11 protein-coding genes are annotated in these 17,349 nt (G+C 70.6%); 2 read left to right on the forward strand and 9 right to left on the reverse strand.

Features of this window, described 5'->3' with window-relative positions:
* Positions 1 to 80: 80 nt before the first annotated feature.
* A complete protein-coding gene (locus tag ACIBF8_RS29060; RefSeq protein ID WP_396787110.1) occupies positions 81 to 2,258 on the forward strand; it encodes a BTAD domain-containing putative transcriptional regulator in 2,178 nt (725 codons plus the stop codon).
* Here the strand turns inward: ACIBF8_RS29060 and ACIBF8_RS29065 are convergent.
* From ACIBF8_RS29065 to ACIBF8_RS29100, 8 genes are all read right to left on the reverse strand, one after another.
* On the reverse strand, positions 2,225 to 3,262 hold the full coding sequence (locus ACIBF8_RS29065; protein WP_396787111.1) for a glycosyltransferase: 1,038 nt from the start codon (positions 3,260 to 3,262) through the stop codon (positions 2,225 to 2,227). The two genes, ACIBF8_RS29060 and ACIBF8_RS29065, sit on opposite strands and share 34 nt — an antisense overlap.
* Positions 3,259 to 4,521 carry an FAD-dependent oxidoreductase gene (locus ACIBF8_RS29070; RefSeq protein WP_396787112.1) on the reverse strand — a complete coding sequence of 421 codons (1,263 nt, stop codon included), beginning with the start codon at positions 4,519 to 4,521 and terminating at the stop codon, positions 3,259 to 3,261. Before ACIBF8_RS29070 ends, ACIBF8_RS29065 begins: the two co-directional genes overlap by 4 nt.
* Positions 4,518 to 5,357 carry a hypothetical protein gene (locus tag ACIBF8_RS29075; protein WP_396787113.1) on the reverse strand — a complete coding sequence of 280 codons (840 nt, stop codon included), beginning with the start codon at positions 5,355 to 5,357 and terminating at the stop codon, positions 4,518 to 4,520. The genes ACIBF8_RS29070 and ACIBF8_RS29075 overlap by 4 nt, the downstream gene beginning before the upstream one ends.
* Entirely contained in the window at positions 5,350 to 7,437 is a 2,088-nt protein-coding gene (locus ACIBF8_RS29080; protein WP_396787114.1) for an ATP-binding cassette domain-containing protein, read from the reverse strand. The genes ACIBF8_RS29075 and ACIBF8_RS29080 overlap by 8 nt, the downstream gene beginning before the upstream one ends.
* A complete protein-coding gene (locus ACIBF8_RS29085; RefSeq protein ID WP_396787115.1) occupies positions 7,434 to 8,501 on the reverse strand; it encodes a hypothetical protein in 1,068 nt (355 codons plus the stop codon). Before ACIBF8_RS29085 ends, ACIBF8_RS29080 begins: the two co-directional genes overlap by 4 nt.
* Complete coding sequence (locus tag ACIBF8_RS29090) at positions 8,494 to 11,226, reverse strand: thiopeptide-type bacteriocin biosynthesis protein (RefSeq protein ID WP_396787116.1); 2,733 nt, start codon at positions 11,224 to 11,226, stop codon at positions 8,494 to 8,496. The genes ACIBF8_RS29085 and ACIBF8_RS29090 overlap by 8 nt, the downstream gene beginning before the upstream one ends.
* Positions 11,223 to 12,191 carry a hypothetical protein gene (locus ACIBF8_RS29095; protein ID WP_396787117.1) on the reverse strand — a complete coding sequence of 323 codons (969 nt, stop codon included), beginning with the start codon at positions 12,189 to 12,191 and terminating at the stop codon, positions 11,223 to 11,225. The genes ACIBF8_RS29090 and ACIBF8_RS29095 overlap by 4 nt, the downstream gene beginning before the upstream one ends.
* Before the next feature lie 70 nt (positions 12,192 to 12,261).
* Positions 12,262 to 12,480, reverse strand: a complete 219-nt coding sequence (locus ACIBF8_RS29100) for a hypothetical protein (RefSeq protein WP_396787118.1) — start codon at positions 12,478 to 12,480, stop codon at positions 12,262 to 12,264.
* Positions 12,481 to 12,722: 242 nt separating this feature from the next.
* On the opposite strand from ACIBF8_RS29100, the gene ACIBF8_RS29105 reads away from it, so the two are divergent.
* Positions 12,723 to 13,226 carry a hypothetical protein gene (locus ACIBF8_RS29105; RefSeq protein WP_396787119.1) on the forward strand — a complete coding sequence of 168 codons (504 nt, stop codon included), beginning with the start codon at positions 12,723 to 12,725 and terminating at the stop codon, positions 13,224 to 13,226.
* Between the two features lie 286 nt (positions 13,227 to 13,512).
* Here ACIBF8_RS29105 and ACIBF8_RS29110 read toward each other — a convergent pair whose 3' ends face one another.
* Positions 13,513 to 16,845: a S8 family serine peptidase gene (locus ACIBF8_RS29110; protein WP_396787120.1), complete on the reverse strand. Its 3,333-nt coding sequence runs from the start codon at positions 16,843 to 16,845 to the stop codon at positions 13,513 to 13,515.
* Positions 16,846 to 17,349 lie beyond the last annotated feature (504 nt).

The following is a 17,349-nucleotide window of genomic DNA, read 5'->3' on the forward strand; positions in this document are numbered from 1 at the left end:
ACCTTGACCGTGACAATCCAACGCAAGAACGGCAGTTCCTGGGTGGTCTGGAGACCCGACGAGCCCGCCCAGGTAACGGCATGACTCTGCGATTCACAGTGCTTGGTCCGGTCGCCGTAACCGCGGAAGGTGAGCCGGTCGGTGTGGCCCGGCCCCGCCGCCGGGCAGTGCTCGCCTACCTCCTGCTGAACGCCAACCGTGTGGTGTCGGTCGACCAGCTGACCACGGCGATCTGGGGAAGCACGCCGCCGGCCACGGCGCGGGCGCAGGTTCAGTCCGAGATCTCGGCGCTTCGCTGGACGTTCCAGCGAACCGGCGACGCGACCCTCCCGCTGCTCAGCAAGCCCGGCGGCTACGTGTTGGACCTCGCCTCGAACGAACTCGACCTAGCGACCTACACCGAGCTTGCCGAGTTGGCGCGAGCCGAGCGCGACCGCGGCCGGCTTCCGTGCGCCCGCAAAGTCATGCGCGACGCGCTGGCACTCTGGGGTGGCCCGGCACTGGCAGGGGCCGTCGCCGCGTTCGTCACCCCGGCCCGTGAACGGCTGGAGGAGACCCGGCTGGCCGACCTGGAATGGCTGATCGACATTGAGCTCCAGCTCGGTTTGCACCGCAACCTCATCTCGGCGTTGACCCAGTACGTCGCCGAATATCCATTTCGGGAACGACTACGCGGCCAGCTCATGGTGGCGCTCTATCGAAGCGACCGGCAACCGGAGGCGCTCGGGGTGGCCCGGCGCGGCCGCCAGTTGCTGGTGGACGAGCACGGGCTCGATCCAGGCCCGCTCCTGCGCGAGTTGGAGCACGCCGTGCTCCGGCAGGATCCGAGCCTCGACGTCGTCGGCGTACCCGGTCCCGACCACCCCACCACCGGCGAGCCGCCGGCCTCTCGCGTCGCCGACCAGCCACGGCCAGCCCAGCTGCCACCCGCGCCGCCACTCTTCGCGGGGCGCCAGGCCGAGCTGGCGAACCTGGTCAGGCGCCTGGGCAGCAACCCGGACCGACCTGTGGACGCCGGGCCGCGGGTCGCGCTGCTGCACGGCATGCCCGGGGTCGGCAAGTCCGCCCTGGCGCTCCAGGTCGCCCATGCCGTCGCCGTCGCCTATCCCGACGGCCAGCTGTACGCCGACTTCGCCGGCAGCGGTCAGCCGCGAGATCCGGACCATGTTCTCGACAAATTCCTTCGCGCGCTGGGCGTCGCCGCCGCGGCAATCCCGGTCGAACTGGCCGAACGGGCCGCGCTCTTGCGCAGCCTCCTTGCGGAGCGGCGCTGCCTGCTGCTGCTCGACGATGCCGGCGAGGCCGACCAGGTGCTGCCGCTGCTGCCGGCCGGGGTTGGCTGCACAGTGCTGGTCACCACCCGCTGGCAGCTCGATCTCCCTGGGGCACACCGGCACCTGGTGGCGCCGGTGTCGCAGGCGCAGGGACTCGACATCCTCGCCGGTTATCTCGGCCCCGATCGGCTCGCGGCGGAACCAGCCGCGGTCCGGGCGCTCGCCATCCTCTGCGATGGCCTGCCGCTGGCCCTGTGGTTCGCCGCCCGCCGGATGTACCGGGGACGGTGGGCCGCCGACCTGGTAGCGCTGCTGCGCGACCCGCAGCACCGGCTCGACGAACTGGGCAGCGACGACGGCTCGATGCGTGACACCCTCGCGCCGTCGTTCCGCAGGCTCAGTGCGGCGGCGAGCCTGGCACTGCGCCGGGTCGCCGTACTCCCGACCGCCACCATCCCAGACTGGGCGCCCACGGTCTGCGCCGGCCTGGCACCCCGCGAGGCGATGCGGGCCTTGGATGAGCTGGTCGGCTCCCACCTGCTGACGCCGGTGCCGCGCCAGAGCTTCGGCCCGCACCGCTACGTGCTCCCCGACCTGGTCCGGACCTACGCGCTCACCACGGCCGCGGACGAACCGCCCCACAGCGTCGTATCCGCCGACCAGGCACTGGCGCGCGCGGTCGACGGCTGGAGTGTCCTGGCGCGGGAGGCCGCACACCGGCTGGCGCCACCGCGCGCGCGGCGGATGGCTACCCGGCAGCCGTCGCCGCGCAGCTGTTCCCGGCCGCTGTTCTCACCGGCGGAGCTGGACCGGCTGCTTGTCGCGCCGCGTGACTGGCTCCACGAGGAGCAGGCGAACTTGGCGACGGTGGTGGCGGTAGCGAACGAGCAGGGCTGGACCAGGCCGGCGGGTGTGATCGTCGGTGCCGTGATCCGGGTCGCCGGACGCACTCACCCCGGTGACGAGCCGAGCACCGCCCGGTAGGCCCGGACAGTGTCCGAGGTGGCCCGGGACAGCAGGTCCGGTTGGGGTCGGTGGGTGCCGCGCAGCGCGGTGATCACGGCCGCCAGCCAGCTCCTGACCTCGGCCGTGGTCATCCGGACCTGGTAGCCGTCGCCGCACTCCGGCGGTTCGAGGCAGACCCCTCCGGCACAGACCGCCTCCGGTAGCCCGCCGACCCGGGTGGCCACCACCGGCACGCCGTGGATCACGGCTTCGCGGGCGACCATCCCGAAACTCTCCTGCCACAGGCTCGGTACGAGCAGCACATCGGTCTCGGCGTAAAGCGCGCAGATGTCGGCGCGGTATTCGACGATCTCCACCCCAGGCAGGTTCGCCGGGTCAATGCCGAGCCGGGCGAGGTGGGCCGCGGTCCACCGCCCCTCGACGAACCGGAATCGGAACGGCAGCTTCCCGACACTGGTGGCCGCCACAAGGTGCATCACGATCCCAAGGCCCTTGGCCGGCTCCGGGTTGATGAACGTCAGCCGGTACGGCCCGGTACGCGCCGGGTCGCGGGGCGGCTCCGTGGGGCACTCGCAGCCACGCAGGCAGGGCTCGATAGCCCGGGCCGGGCGGCCGGTCTGCGACACGAACAGCCGCCGGGCGAACTCGGACGGGACCACCACCTCGTCAACCAGCCGCAGTGTCTCCGGCACGGGCTGGAGGTCTGCGGCCGGATGCTCCAGCACGGTGGGCACGTCGGCCGCCGCCAGCCGCCGCGCCAGCTCGGTCTCCTCGCCCCTATGCCCCCATAGCAGGGCGGCATCGGGCCGGTCCCGGGCCAACAGGGTGTCCAACTGCTCGGCGAGCGACCGCAGCCCGGCCTCGCGGCCGGTGTCGGCCCTACCCGGCTCCATCGGACCATCGAGAACGGTCACCCGCTCGCCGGCGGCCCGCAGCGCCTCGGTGAGCTGGCGCAGGTGGATAGCCTCCCCGGACCGGCCGGCGTGGATCCGGTGAACGCTGGTGACCAGAACATGGCTCATCTGTCGCCCCGTACCGCGCCGGAGCGGTAGGCCGGGAGGGCGAACTCGTCGCGCAGCCGCGTAACAGCGGCCACCCGACGCCGCAGCAGCGCGACGCTGTCCGAGTGGTCCTTGCGGTAGACGAAGGGTGCCAGCCAGACCAACGCCCGGGAGTCGAGCGGGCGCAGGGTCCACGGGACGTCCGCCAGCACCGGGTCGGCCCGCACGGCGCGCGCAAAGGCAGCGACGACCGATGGGGCGAACGGCAGCGCCGCGGTGTGCCATTCCAGCCCTTGCGACAGTTGGCCGACCGCCTCCGGATGGTCCCGGTTGCCGCCGAGGATGCCCAGGTCGTCGTAGTTGTCGCCGAATCGGGCGGCCAGCCGCTGCCCGTGCTGGCGGGCCAGCCGCTGCACATCGGCGGCCTTGGCCCGCAACATCGCGGGAGAACCGGCGGAAATGAACAGTTCAAGGACGAGCCCGTCGTGGGTGACGGTGAAACCCTGGGCGTGGCGGCGGGCCGGCGAGGTGAGGAGGGTGGAGGTCACCAGCTCGTCCAGGAGCAGGTGCCGCCAACAACGCAGCAGCTCCTCGGTCAACTCGGCATTGGCGAGCAGCACTAGCGTGGCCGTCAGCACCGTTGCCACCGGCAGCACGTGGGTCAGCTCCACCACCACCGGTCCGTACCCGGCGGTCTGGAACAGCGACCCCTGTAGATGCGGGCCGGGTGGGTAGGGCAGCGCCCGCCGAACCCGGTCGTCGGCGGCGTCCGGCCAGCCCAGACGCGTGAGTTCACCGTCGCGGCTCAGCACGAGAAAGTCTCGACAGTGGCGTTCCCGCTCACCCAGGCCGGCGAGCAGGCCACGGTCCAGGGCGTTGCCCAGCACGGAGGTGTGCGGGCCGGAGCCCGGCTCGGGCAGATGGAAACGGGCCTCGGCCTGTCGCAACGCCTCGTTGAGCTGCGCGAAGGTCACCCCGGGTTGCACCGTGGCGAGGCCCAGCTCGACATCGAGGTCCAACCGGTCCAACCGGGCCAGGCGGACGATCAGCCCCGGCGCGGAGACTCGGGTGTCGTCGTACCCCCAGTTGCGGCCGCGGGCGTCCACCCGCCAGGCCACGCCGCCGTCGTGCAGCATCCTGACCAGCGCGGTGAGCTGCGCCAACGACTCCGGCTCCACCACCCAGTCCGGAAGGTGTCCACCGGGTACGGTCGAACCGGCGGCGCGGGCCAGCCCGGCACCGGTGTTGGCCAGCCGATCGAGCAACTCAGTCGAGATCATATCCGCTCCAACAGTGCGCGCAGCCGGTCCGGGGCGACCCCGTACTCGTCCCGGAGCGTCCGGGTGACGGACACGTAGGCGGCGAGGAGGTGCTCTGCCGGCGCGCCTCGTTTGAGGTTCCACAGATGGCCGAAACGCGGCGGATCGGTGAGCCAGCGCAACGTCCGTGGGCACCACAGCGCGTTGAACAGGTTCACCACCTGCTGCCCCGCGAGCGTGGTCAGATGGGTGGCGAGCACCTGCTCGGCAACGGTCATGTGCAGGTGAATGTCGCGCCCAGGGGTGGTCGGATTGCCGGCCAGGAAGCTGAGCCCGGCGTGGCTGATCCGGCGTGCCAGGTGCGGGTCGGCCGCCCGGAACAGGGAGGTGTTACCGACCGCCGTCGGCGAATCGGGCAGATCCACTCCGGCGGGATTGCGCAGCTCCCCCAGCCGCGAGTAGAAGTCGGCGTCACCGTGCTCCAGATGCGCGAAGACCGATCCGGTAGCCGGCAGACGTAGCCGGGTGCGCAGGTAGGCATCGGTGTCCACCAGGACCGCGTCAGGGTAGCGGTCCAGCGCGAGCAGCTTCGGCAACGCGAAGCATGCGACCCGGTCGTAGTGCCGGTCGAGATCCCGGTCGTCCAGCGTCTCGGTCCGGTCATAGCAGGCAAGCCAGCCGAGCCGATCGAGCCACTCCATCGTGGGCGGGTCGGCGTAGAGCGTGATCGGGCCGGCGTACCGCTGCCACGAGAGGACGCTGAGCAGCCAGGTCACCCGGGACAGCTGCTGGTACGCCCGGGGCAGCCGGCTGGGCAGCTGCCAGTAGGCGTGCACACCACGCACTCCCTCAGCCACCGACGACCGCCACGCCCGCCGTCGACTCGAGCCGGGATGTGCCGGTGTCGTCACGCACGATCCGCACGTGCCGGCTGCCGAGGTGCTCACCGACCGGGCGATGACTGATTACGATCAGCGTCTCCACCCGCCGCTTCGCCGCGATGAGCAGCCGCAGCTCCAGGTCCCGGTCCAGTGAGTTGGTCGCCTCGTCGAGGATCAGCAGCGACGGTCGGCGCAGCAGCGCCCGGGCCAACGCGAACCGCTGCACCTCCCCCGCGCTGAAGGTTGAGGCGTTGATCCGCATCTGGGTACGCAACCCGAGCCGCAACGGACGCATCACCTCGGTCAGCTCCATCTCGGCGAGCAGGTCGTGGATCTCCTGGTCGGTCACGTCGGCCGCCCCGCTGGACAGGCTGTCCCGGATCGTCGTGTGCAGGAAGTCGGACCGGGGCGGGACGTAACACACCAGCGGACGGAGCCGATCCGGGTCCCAGTCCGCCATCGGCACCCCGTAGACACTCACCTGCCCGGCCGGCACCGGGTCCAAGCCGCTGATGATCTGGGCCATGGTGGACTTACCGACCCCGCTCACACCGCTGACGGTCACCGTCTCGCCCCGCTCCACCCGCAGGTCCAGCCGCAGGTCGAAGCGCTCCCTCGGGCGATGCACGCGAACCCCGTCCAGCACCACCGCCGACGCATCGGGCACCGGCTCGGTGCGGGCGCCCCGTTCCATCACCGGCAACGTGAACAGACTCGTCACGTAACGCAGTTGCCGCTCCAGCGAGGCGGCGTTGGTGAGGCTCTGCGCGATCGCGGTGATCGAGAACAGCACCGTACCCCCCAGGGTGAGGAACCCGAACAGCTCTCCGGTGCTGACCAGACCTGCCGACAGCAGCACCGAACCCACCACGAGGATCACGTACAGGCCGGCGAACCGCAGGGCGTTGCTCGGCCCGTACACCCAGGCCAGCCTGTATTCGAGCCCGCGGACCGACCGTTGCAGCCGGTCCAGCCGCCGGGAATGCTCGGCCTCCAGGTGTGAGACCGCCCCGAGCCCCCGATATGTGGTCAACCCCTCAGAGATGCTGATCAGGAGATCCTGGAGCTCGCCGTCGAGTCGCAGCTGCTCCTCGAAACGGCGGTTGATCGGAATCCGCCCGAGGATCGTGAGGACGATGTGGAGTGCGGCGACACCGGCCACCACGCCGGTCAGCGGCAGCGACATCGTCGCCATGAACGCCAGCAGGATCACCACGGCGACCGCGTCGGTGAACAGCGACAGCGCCAGGCCGGTGCCGGCCTCCCGGACGGCGCGGGCGCTCTGCACCCGGTGCAGTACATCGCCTGAGGTCATCTCGGTCCGCGCCGACGTTCGGGTCAACCGGTCGATCAGCTCGCGGAGCATGGCCCGGTCGAACGACAGTCCGAGAGAGGTCAGCTGCCGATGTCGAACCCAGAACAGCGCGCTGACCGCGACGCTGAACGCCACTAAGGCGGTGACCAGGGTGGCCGTGGCAACCGTGCCGCCGACAGCGACCTCGTTCAGGTACGGCAGCAGAATCATGTTGAGCAGGGTCAGGCCGGTGTAGAGCAGCAGGCTTATTGCGAGGATCGGCACAACCTGCCGGAACCTGATCTGCCCGGAGCGCAGCATCGGCCACAGCCAGGCGGCCCGAGTCTCCCCCCGCGCACGCCGAGGCGCCACAGTCGCCGGCTTCGGCGTGGCCGGCACCAGTACCCAGCCGCTGGCCTGCTCCTGATAGGCGGGCTCGGTCAGCCACCCGTACCCGACCGAGGGGTCATAGATCCGTACGCGCCGCCCTCGCCATCGCTGAACGGTGATGAAGTGGTCGGCGCGCAGGTGGACGATGGCACCCGGGGCGAGTTCGGCAAACGGCAAGTCCCGCCGGCCGCGGTAACGCACGCCCACCACCTCGGCGCAGGTGTCCCGCAGGTCCCGTAGCGACAACGCGCCCCGGTTTGCCAGCGCATCCCGCAACGCCGGCTCGGAGAACTGATGTCCCTGGATGCGCAGGCTGGCGACGAGTGCCCATACACCGCAGTCGTTGTCCTCTATCTGTAGTCCGATCGTCACTGAATGCTCCCAACTGTTCCGCTGGCGGATCCGTCGCCCAGGCTCACGCAGACTCCCCACCACGGCCGCGAAGTGGTCTCGGTCTCTGCCAGCGCCAACGCCACCCCGAGCGTCCCTTCGATCAGCGACAGCTTGAGCGGCGTGTCGAGGATGGCGGTCACCGTCTGGTCATCGGTCTGGTCCAGGTGACGGGCGAGCCGGGCTGCCAACCGCGCCCGGCGGTCCGGGCCGACCAGTTCCCGCCACCCGGGAGCGAGCCTGGTGGCCAGACTCAGCCCGGCCAGGCCGTGGCAGACCGTGACGTCGGAGCCGGGGTTGGCGAGCAGCTCATCCAGCCGCTGGACGGCTGGGCCGGTGATCGTGGCATTGCTGAACCCCGTCAACACCTCCGGGTCGACCTCCGGCCCCAGCGCGGTCAGCATCCCGGGCTGGCCGTAGCACATGGTGACGCCGCCGACGCCCAACCAGCCGCGGTCGAGGACGGCGGGGGTCAACTGCTCCAGATGCCGGACCAGCGCGTCGACCGCCGCGGTCATCCGCCGGTCCTGGCCATAGCGGCGGCCCAACATCCGCAGCAGCAGAATGCCGCCGCTGCGGCCGTGATAGAGACCGTGCGACTCCTGCTCCATGCTGGACAGTGCGACCTGGATCAGGGACCGCGCCAAGCTGGCGCGAGCCGTCTCGTCAGCAAGGTCCCACAGCATCATCCCGACCCCTCCGGCACCGTTGATCAAATCAACGTCCCCGTCATCGAGGTAGTGCCGGTAGAAGACATCGCCCACCTCCACCGCATCCGCCCGGGTCCGGGTCAACCGCTCGGTGTGTCCGGGGCCGGACGAAAAACACTCACCCACCAGCCGGTGGCGCAACCAGTTGACCCGGAAATCGGGCACCTGCCCGCCCCGCACGGCCAGCTCGGTCAGGGACGCCGCCAGGGCCCGCTGACCCAGCCGGGACGCGAGCAGGGCGAGGGCGGCGACCGCCTCCGGACTCGCGTGCCCCCGCTGCCGCAGCTCAGCGACAAGGCGGCGCAGCAGTCGCCGGGCGGCATCGGCCTCAGCCATCGACTGCTCTGCTTCGGATCGCCCGCGCCTGCCGACCCTTCAACAACCGTGCCGCCGCCAGCACGAGTTCTGCCTCGCGGCTTGCCGCCTGTCCCAGCGGCAGCCCACGGTTGACGCTCATGTGGATGAGGCTGCTCAGCGCCGTGGCGTAGGCGTCCCTGTCCAGGACATCCAGGTAGTCCAAGGCGGGTTCCGGCTCGGCGAGCGCGGCATCGAGGGCCTGCTCCAGGTCCGGCCGAGCAGCCCGGAAGGTTGCCATCCACTCCCGCTGAGCCCGCGAGCTGGGGAGCCGGGGGTCCAGCCCGCGCAGGTCGCAGAGCAGGGTCAAGGCCCGCTCCTCGCCCGCGAGCTGCTGACACCAGGCGGCAATCCGGGTAACCGCCAAGGTGTACCGGCCGGCCTGGTCCGGGCCAGTCGCCAGCCGCTGCGCCCACCAGGCTGAGTCGGCGCAGAACAGCCGTACGGCATCGACCCGGCTCGCTGCGCCGCCGTACCGGTAGTCCTCCGGTATCCAGCTCCGGAGGTCGACATCGCAGGGCTGCTGCGGCACCATCGCGGCCAGGTGGGCGCGCAGGTCGGCCAGGAGCGTCTCGGTGTCGACGCTGTGGTGCACCCGCAACCGCAGATGCGGCCGCTCGTCGTGGTAGCGGATGTAGAACAGACGCGCCCGGCGCATCAACGTCATTGCCTCGGGGCCTGCCAGCCAGAGCTCCACCACCCGCTCCGGGCCGTAGACGAACCAACTGGTCCACGTCGGGTCCGCAGCCGGCTGCCGGTCCACCAGCCGGGTCCGCGACATCGGCCGGACCGGTTGCGGATCAGGACGCGACCACGGCACCCACACGTCATGGATGTGCCCGCCCAGCTCCGACTCGATCAGCGTCGCCACCGGCAGGGCCTCGTGCAGCATCAGCCGGCCCTCGCGACGCAGCCGCCGGGTGAACCACCACCGCTGAGTGGCGTCGGTGAGATCCAACCGCATGGTCGAATCCGGTCCCTCGCTCACCTCCAGCTGCGGCCCGAGCCCCACTTCCGTGAGCACGTCGCACAACTGCGCCGGGTCCTCAGCCAGCCCCACGAGATCGGTGCGGTGCTGCATGTCCAAGACGACGCTGCGCCGGGCCACCAGGCAACGGCCGGCGGTGATGCGAGGGGTCATCCCGCCCGGCGGCGCCCACAGGCTCGGATCGGCGGCCAGCGCGGGGCCGTGGGCCTCGTCCAGCAGTAACCCCAGCAGCTGCACTGCCCACGGGTTGGACCTGTTGCTCAACGTCAACGGGCTGTCCCACCGCAGCTGCACGTAGCGTCCGTCGGAGCGGTGAACCAACTGGAGCCGCCCCGCCATCATGGTCACGGCCAGATCCGCTGGTCGCAGGTCGCCGGTACGGTACGGCAGGTTCAGGCTGAGCCGGGGCAGCCCGCTCTCCGGCCGGCGGACCAGCGGCGCCCGCCGGTCTGGCGGGACCCAGCCGATCTCCACCGGAAGCCAGCCGGGGACCGCCGCACCGAGGTCGGGCTCCGGAATCCCCAGCTGCTCACTGAGCCGGGCGCCGGGCCCAGCCCAAAAGCCCGGCAGGACCAGTTTGAGCCAGGCGTCCGCTCCGGCCACCGGCTCGGCCAACAGCGCGCCGTTGGCCATCCCGAACTGCGGTTGGGTAACCACGGTGCCGTCCTCGGGCGGTGGCGGGCGCTGAGCCCGCCACTGGTCCAGCGTGAGCGTTTCCTGCCACCACCGCACCGCGCCGCTGTCGCGACGGACCTGCGGCACGAACAGCCGTCGTGCCGGGTCCAGGCGGTCGGCGTTCTCGACATCGGCCTCCTGCCGCCGCCAACTGCCCAGCGGGTGGTCCACCGGAGCGGTCAGCAGCCACACCAGTGGTACTGCCCCGCCGCTGTAGCCGCCGGCAACATGGGCACGTACTCCGTCGAGCCGTCCTGGTCGCCACGGCGCCCCCAGGAGCTGAGCGGCCCCGTCCAGCAGCGCGGCCGCTCCCGCGCCGGGCAGTCGGGCCCGGACCTCGCTGAACGCGTCCACGAACTGGTCGTCCCGGAACGGCCGCTCCGCGGTCAGCGCCGCCTTGACCGCTTCGGTCGCCGCAGCCGGCCCGGCCGGGTCGACCAAAACCGGCGGCATATGCTCCGGCAGCAGCAACCTCCGGCGTACGCCGAGGTCGAACTGGGTCTCGCCGTCGAGCATGGCGGCCCATTCCCCGGCTGACCGGGGTGCGGCGGCGAGCTGTGCGGCGAGACGATCCGCGAGCTGGCGCATGCCCGGGGTGTCTGACATCGAGGTGACCCCGCCCTTGTCCGGGTGCAGGTACGACCACCGGCCGTGCTCCACGGCGAGGGAGGGATTGACGAACCACTCGCCGGTCTGCCGCGGCAGGTTGAGGCGGCGCAGCCGCACGTCGGTCCCGAGTTCGAGCCGGGTGGCCGGTGCGCCATCATCCTCGTCGTCGACCTCGGCGAGCAGGCTGAAGCTGAACACGCCGAACGGGGTCGGGCGGTATGTGGCCCGGTTGCCGTAGACCGCCAGCCGGGTCGCCGGATCCTGCCAGTCCCGGTCCTCCTCCGCCGCGCGCTGGAAAACGGTCGCGTAGTCGATGGCCAACTCCAGTAGCTGCCGCGCCAAGCCCTCGGGCGCAGCGGCGTCTGGCACCGCCGGCAGCACCGGAACTCGAAGCAGGCACCAGCCCGGCGTCGACAGTGGCGGTGGTGAGGTCATCGAGGCATTCCTTCCGGGGCCGGTGAGACTGGCTTCGCGTTGACCAATCTGGACGGTCGCATCGCCGCGTGCGGCCGCATCGTCGCGATGTCTATGCGCGCCTGCTCCAACTGCTGCCGGACCTCCGGGTCCATCGAGTCACAGCCCTCCGCCAGCGCGAGCGCTGCATCCAGACCGGTGTGGTAACTGGCGCTCAACATCAGCAGGAATTCCTGCCGCAACGCCGGCGAGAACAGCGCGAGTTTCCCTGCTCGGGCCAAGGCGTCGAAGCTGTGCAGCATCCCGGTCAGGCCACGTCGGGCGAGGGTGTTCCGGGCGACCGCGTCGGCGTAGGTGGCCTGCCACGCACCCGGCAGCGGGCCCGGGACGAGCAGCGCCAGCAGCCGTTCGGCGAGCCCGATCGCCACCCCGGGCATGTTCGCCAGAAACAGATCCGGATCAGCGTAGATCCCGACCGGTCGACCGGCCGGGACGTCGGTCATGTCGACCACGTCCGCCGGCGACACGCGGACGCCGCTGGCCCGCAGGGTGTGGCTGGCGGTGGCGAGCAACCCCGGCCCCTCCCACGGGTGCGCCACCTCCAGTCGGCCCCGGTCGACGAGGACGGTGGTACGGCGGCCCGCCACGGGCTCGCACCCCATCGCCATGACGGCAGCCCGATGAGACCCCGAGCCGAACCGCCAGCACCCGTCAAGCACCAGCTCGCCATCCGTGCCGGTGCGCAGTCGGCCGACCGGGGCGACCACGCCGTACAGTTCGTTGTCGCCGATGTACCACCTCGACAGCAGTTCTGTCGACGCAAAGGTAGACAGGTAGTGCGCGGTACCGTTGGCGATCATGCAGAGCCACGCGTGGCTTGCGTCCTTGTGGGCGGCGGTCCGAACGAGGTCCAGGCCGGCGACCAGGCTCTGGACCTCATCCGGACCGTCTCGCAGCCACAGCAACGGAGTGCTGAGCTGTTTCACCGGTCGTAACCAACCTCACGGAACGTTGTGCACCAAACTTACGGAACGTTGTAGACCGAACTCGCGGAACTCAGTAGCTGCCACCGGGAGGCGGCGGGCCACAGTCGATCGATCCGCAGGCGACCCGGGTGACCACCGTGATCGTGCGAATGACGCACGCGACGGTGGTGCCGCCCGCGGTCTTGTCCCAGGTGTCGACGTCAACCCCGGCCAGGTCGAGGTCGTCGAGGTCGAGGAAATTCTCGACCTGGTCAGCCACGGTGAAACCCGCGGCGTTGTTGTCGGCCATACCAGTCCCTTCTCGGATCCGTTGTAGGGCTCGTTGCCACGCGGAGGTTCCGCGCCCACGCCCTGATTGACGGCCAGTATGTTCAAAGGATTTATGCGTCGGCTATGCGTCGGCTATCCGGCTCAGCCGCCTCGCCCTCATCCACGCGCGGTGCCTGGTCAGGACGACCCCAGCACGGCCCGTCGGCGGGACTTGTGCCGGTCGGCCGGCGACGGTGCCTCAGGGCCAGCCTGTTGGGCCTGGTGAGCGAGGCCGTCCGCGCCGGGCCGCCGGGCAGTTCGTGGAAGGGCTGCTGTCGGGTGTGGAACGCAAGACCTGCTGGTCACTGGCGGAACGGGCGGACCACCGGTGAGCTGGCCTTCTACCTGTGCTGGTCACCCCAGCCGGTGCCGCTGCACACCCTCGTGACCGTCGCCGGCTCCCGCTGGAGCATCGAAGAGTTGTTCCAGACCGGCAAAGGCCAGGTCGGCCTGGACCACTACCAAATCCGCGGCTGGACCGGCTGGCACCGCTTCATCACCCTGGCCATGCTCGCCCTGGCCCTCCTGACCATCCTGGCCGCCCAGCAACCCGACACCGATCTGGAAATCACCGCGCTGACCGTCGCCGAGATCCGCCGACTCCTCAACGCCTTCGTCCTCGTCACATCACTCCCGCCAGAGCACACCCTGCACTGGTCGATCCGGCGACGAACATCCCAAGCCCGAGCCCGCCGATCCCACTACCAGCGCAGACAAGCCACGTGACGTTGGAGTATTAGTGTCCATTCCCGGTGATTATCGGATCACCCGCTGGTCGGGCCATGCCCATTGCCATCCCGGGCCGTCGAGCTCTCAAGCGAGACCGTGCGCTCGACCAGGATTACCGCGCTCCTTCGCCGAACTGGACGATCATGAAGTACTACGCGGGTCAGTTGCTTGTTCGGTTCGTGGGGCGGACGGACTCGCCGGTGGCGCCGTGGATCCGTGAGCGGCCGCGCTGGCACTGGTGACCCGGACGCGGCGCTGCTGGGCGCCGCGTCCGGACCGCTTCTCAGTAGCGGTAGGCGCGGATGATCGTCTGCTTGACCGTGTTGCCGCTGGTGTCCGTCGCGGCGGAGCGCAGCGAGACGAAGCCGGCGCCGCGCGGGTTCTGTACCCAGGCGACCGCCTTCTCGCCGGTGCGCAGCACGGGCAGCTTCCGCCAGGTCTTGCCGTCGTCGAAGGACGCCTCGACGGTCAAGGCCCGGGTCCGGCCCGGCGCTGCCCCGACCTGACGGTCGAGCGAGACCGGGATGGCGAAGAGCCGGCCGGCCGGGGCGCGGTTGTCGATATCGAGCTGCGGGGTGTACCGGATCGCCGTCATCGGCAGCTTGACCAGTTTTCCGTCGCGCACGTGCGCGGAGGTGAAGGTCCACTCCGCGTCGACCACCGTCGACAGGGTGAACGCCGGATCGCTGCGGAAGGTCGCGGCCAGCCGGTAGTCACCCTTCGCCGCCGGCACGTCCCACGTCCAGGGCGCCTGGTTCGCATCGCCGATCTTGACCCCGTTGCGGTAGAGGTTCACCTGCACGCTCCCGCCGACGACGTGCCGGAAGCCCATGTGTCCAGCGCCGTCGCCGTGCAGCGGCCCCGGCCCGCCGATCGTGTCGCCCCAGTATCGGGTGGCGTACTGTTGGCCGAAGTTCGGCTCCGGGAAGACCGGCCCGGCCACCGCGTTGGCCCACTTCACCGTGTACGTGCGCCCGGGCTTGAAGCTGGTCCACGGCGACTGGTAGTACGTGTACCCCTGCTGAGCCGACGTCGACTGCCACACCGCCTTCTTGTCCTGGTTGTAGTACTCGATGATCGTGCTCGGCACGTCGTAGGTGAAGCTCGGCGGGATCACGCGGTCGTCGCGGTAGACCGGTGAGTTGCCGGGCGCGTGCGCGACCGCGGTGCGTGCCACCGGCACGCCGGCCACGTCCGCGCTGATCTGGGAGCGGACCGTGGCGAAGTCGCCCGCGCGCAGCTTGCGGGTCAACCCGGTCATCATCTTCTCCGGTTCGTACAGGTAGACCCGGTAGACGTACGGGCTGTTGTGCAGGCTGCCGTCCGCGGCCACCTGCCCCCACATACCGTGGACGTACGAGACGAAGCCGGGCGTCTTGCCGGCGCCGATCTGCGCGCTCCGCACGTACTCGAAGGGAATGTTCATCAGCACGCCGTAGGGGTCGTTGCTGCCCCAGATCTGCGGCTGCTCGGTCCGGATCGTCCAGCCGGTCTCCTGGAAGACCGCGGTGGCCTTCGGGTTCGGCACCGACACCGAGATCGGCTTCGCCAGCCGGGCGTCCATGGTGAGGGCCTGGTCCCGGGTCAGGTCGAGGCTCGGACGCACCAGCGAGGTGAGGTAGGGCGCGTTCGGGTCGTAGCTCTCCATGTAGGTCTGGACCAGGTAGCGGCCCGCGCGGATCCGGTAGGTGCTGGTCTCGGGGTCGCCGAGCACCAGGAGGGTCTGCCGGTCCAGGTCGGTCAGGACGGTCACCCAGCCCTGCTCGGTGGTCGGCGCTCCGCCGTCCGGCCCGACGAGCTTGAGGGTCAGCTGGCGGCGGGCGACGTCGAGCGCCACCGGGGTCTGCACCTGCACGCCGCCACCGGTCGCGGTGACCTCACCGCCGAAGTAGTGGTCGGGCAGGGCGGCGCTGGCCTGCACGTTGACGGTCACGGTGGCGGTGCCGCCGGCCGGCACCGTCACCGAGGAGGCGCTGAGGCTGAACAGACCGGCTGGCGCCGGGGCGCCGTCGGCGGCCCTGGCATTCAGGGAGACGGCGAGGGTGCGGGCCGTGGACCCACTGTTCGTGTACGTGACCGTGCTCTTCTGCGCGGCGGCGCTCCGCTCGAAGGCGACGCTGACCGGGCTCGCCGTGACGTTCTGCTGGATCGCCCGGGCGACGTCGAGGAAGCCGGCGCCCTGCTCGTAGACGCCGATGGTGGCGCTGGGCCGTGCGGCCGACATCAGCGTGGACTTGATCCGCTCGGGGCTCCAGTCCGGGTGCTGCTGGGCCAGGATGGCCGCGGCGCCGGCGACGTGCGGCGTCGCCATCGACGTGCCGTTCATGCTGGTGTACTGCGGGTTGTCGTCGACCGGCCACAGGTCGGAGGCCGAGCTGCGGGCGGCGACGATGCCGACGCCGGGAGCGGTGATGTCCGGCTTGATGCCGGCGTCGCCCGTACGCGGGCCCCGGCTGGAGAATTCGGCCAGCTCGCCGGTCTTGGTGACCGCGCCGACGGTCAGCGCCTCGGCCACACTGCCGGGGGAGTCCACGGTGGACTCGCCGCCCTCGCCGTCGTTGCCGGCGGCGACGACGAAGAGCACGCCGTAGCGGCGGGTGAGGTCGGTCAGGGCCGCCTCGATCGGGTCCGTCGCGGGAGTGTCGTCGCCGCCGAGGCTCATATTGGCGACCTTGACGCCCTGCTGCGCGGCCCAGGTCATGCCGGCCAGAATCGCCGACTCCGGGCAGCCTTCCAGGGTGCAGACCTTGGCGCTGTAGAGGGTCGCGCCGGGCGCCATGCCCTTGTAGCGGCCCTGCGACGCGGCGGCGGTCCCGGCGATGGTGGAGGCGACGTGGGTACCGTGGCCGACCCGGTCGAGGGTGTCCGGTTCGGCGGTGAAGTTCTCCGCGGCGGCGACGCGGCCGGCGAGGTCGGGGTGGGCCTGGTCGACGCCGGTGTCGATCACGCCGACCTTGACCCCGGCGCCCGTCCATCCGGCTTGCCATGCCTGCGGCGCGCCGGTCAGCGGGACGCTGACGTCAAGGGTCGGCTTGCGCAGACCGTCGAGCCAGATCTTGTCGAGCCCGGCCCGCAGCCGCCGCTCCGTGCCGCTCGCGGCGGAGGTGACAGCGGTCCAGAAGGAGACGGCGTCGGCGCGGCTCTCCGCGACGGCGATCACTCCGGCGAGCTGGCGGGTGGTCCGGGCGCCCGCGAGAGCGGCGGGGGCGGCGCCGCCGTGCTGAACGATGAGCGGCAGGGTGTCCCGGGTGTCGTCGTAGCCGAACTCGAGAAGCGTCGAGACGTCGAAGAGTCGCTCGTCGAGCATGCCCCGGTTGAGCAGCCCGGCGGCGTCGGCGGGGATGACCCGTACGTCCTCACCGGCGCTGTGGGTGATGAACGGGACGCGTTCTCGTCCCTTCCCGGGCACGACGTCGACGACCGTCCGGCCCTCCACACTGCTGACGTGGACGGTGTCGCCGGTGAGCAGCGTGACCGCGCGGGGCTTGGCCGCCGCCTGTGTCGTCGCGGGTGTCGCCGCCCGGGGCTGCGCCGAGGCCGGTAAGGCGCCCGGGGCGACCGCCGAGGCGCCCAGCACCAACAGTGCCAGCGCCGATATCTTGCGAACTGACCGCATCATGCTCCCTAGATGAACGTGAGAGGTATCCGAGTGCACCGAAGGTGACCGGAAGTGTGGGAGTTTATTGCGAATGATCTGAATCACTCGCTCAGGCGCTCACCACGCTCGCCTGGTCTTATCTGATCGAACCAGGTCGACTTCACAGGATTCACGCGCAACTGCTGGCCAGTCGCGTGACAGCCCGTTACGGATCCGGCTCCGGGTTGGAGTGGAGCGTGCGGCGTTAGTCCTACGAGGACCGAGTTGGACGATCAGGAACAGTGCCCTCGCCGGACGACGTCGAGACGACCGCCGCGCCGGTAGGGCCCGCTCGGCCAGTTCGGCGAGAGGCCTCTCGGGGGCGTGGTGACGTGCCAACGGCGGTCGGCGTGAACGTTGCGCAGCACGGTGCCGTCAGTGCCCAGCACCTGGTAGGGCACCGGCAGATGAACGAGTCGGGGCCGACCGGGCTCGGCGGAACGCCGCCTTTTGTTAGGTGTGACCGCCAACCTGCGCACCGAA

Source organism: Micromonospora sp. NPDC050276, assembly GCF_044459545.1.
Classification (GTDB): domain Bacteria; phylum Actinomycetota; class Actinomycetes; order Mycobacteriales; family Micromonosporaceae; genus Micromonospora.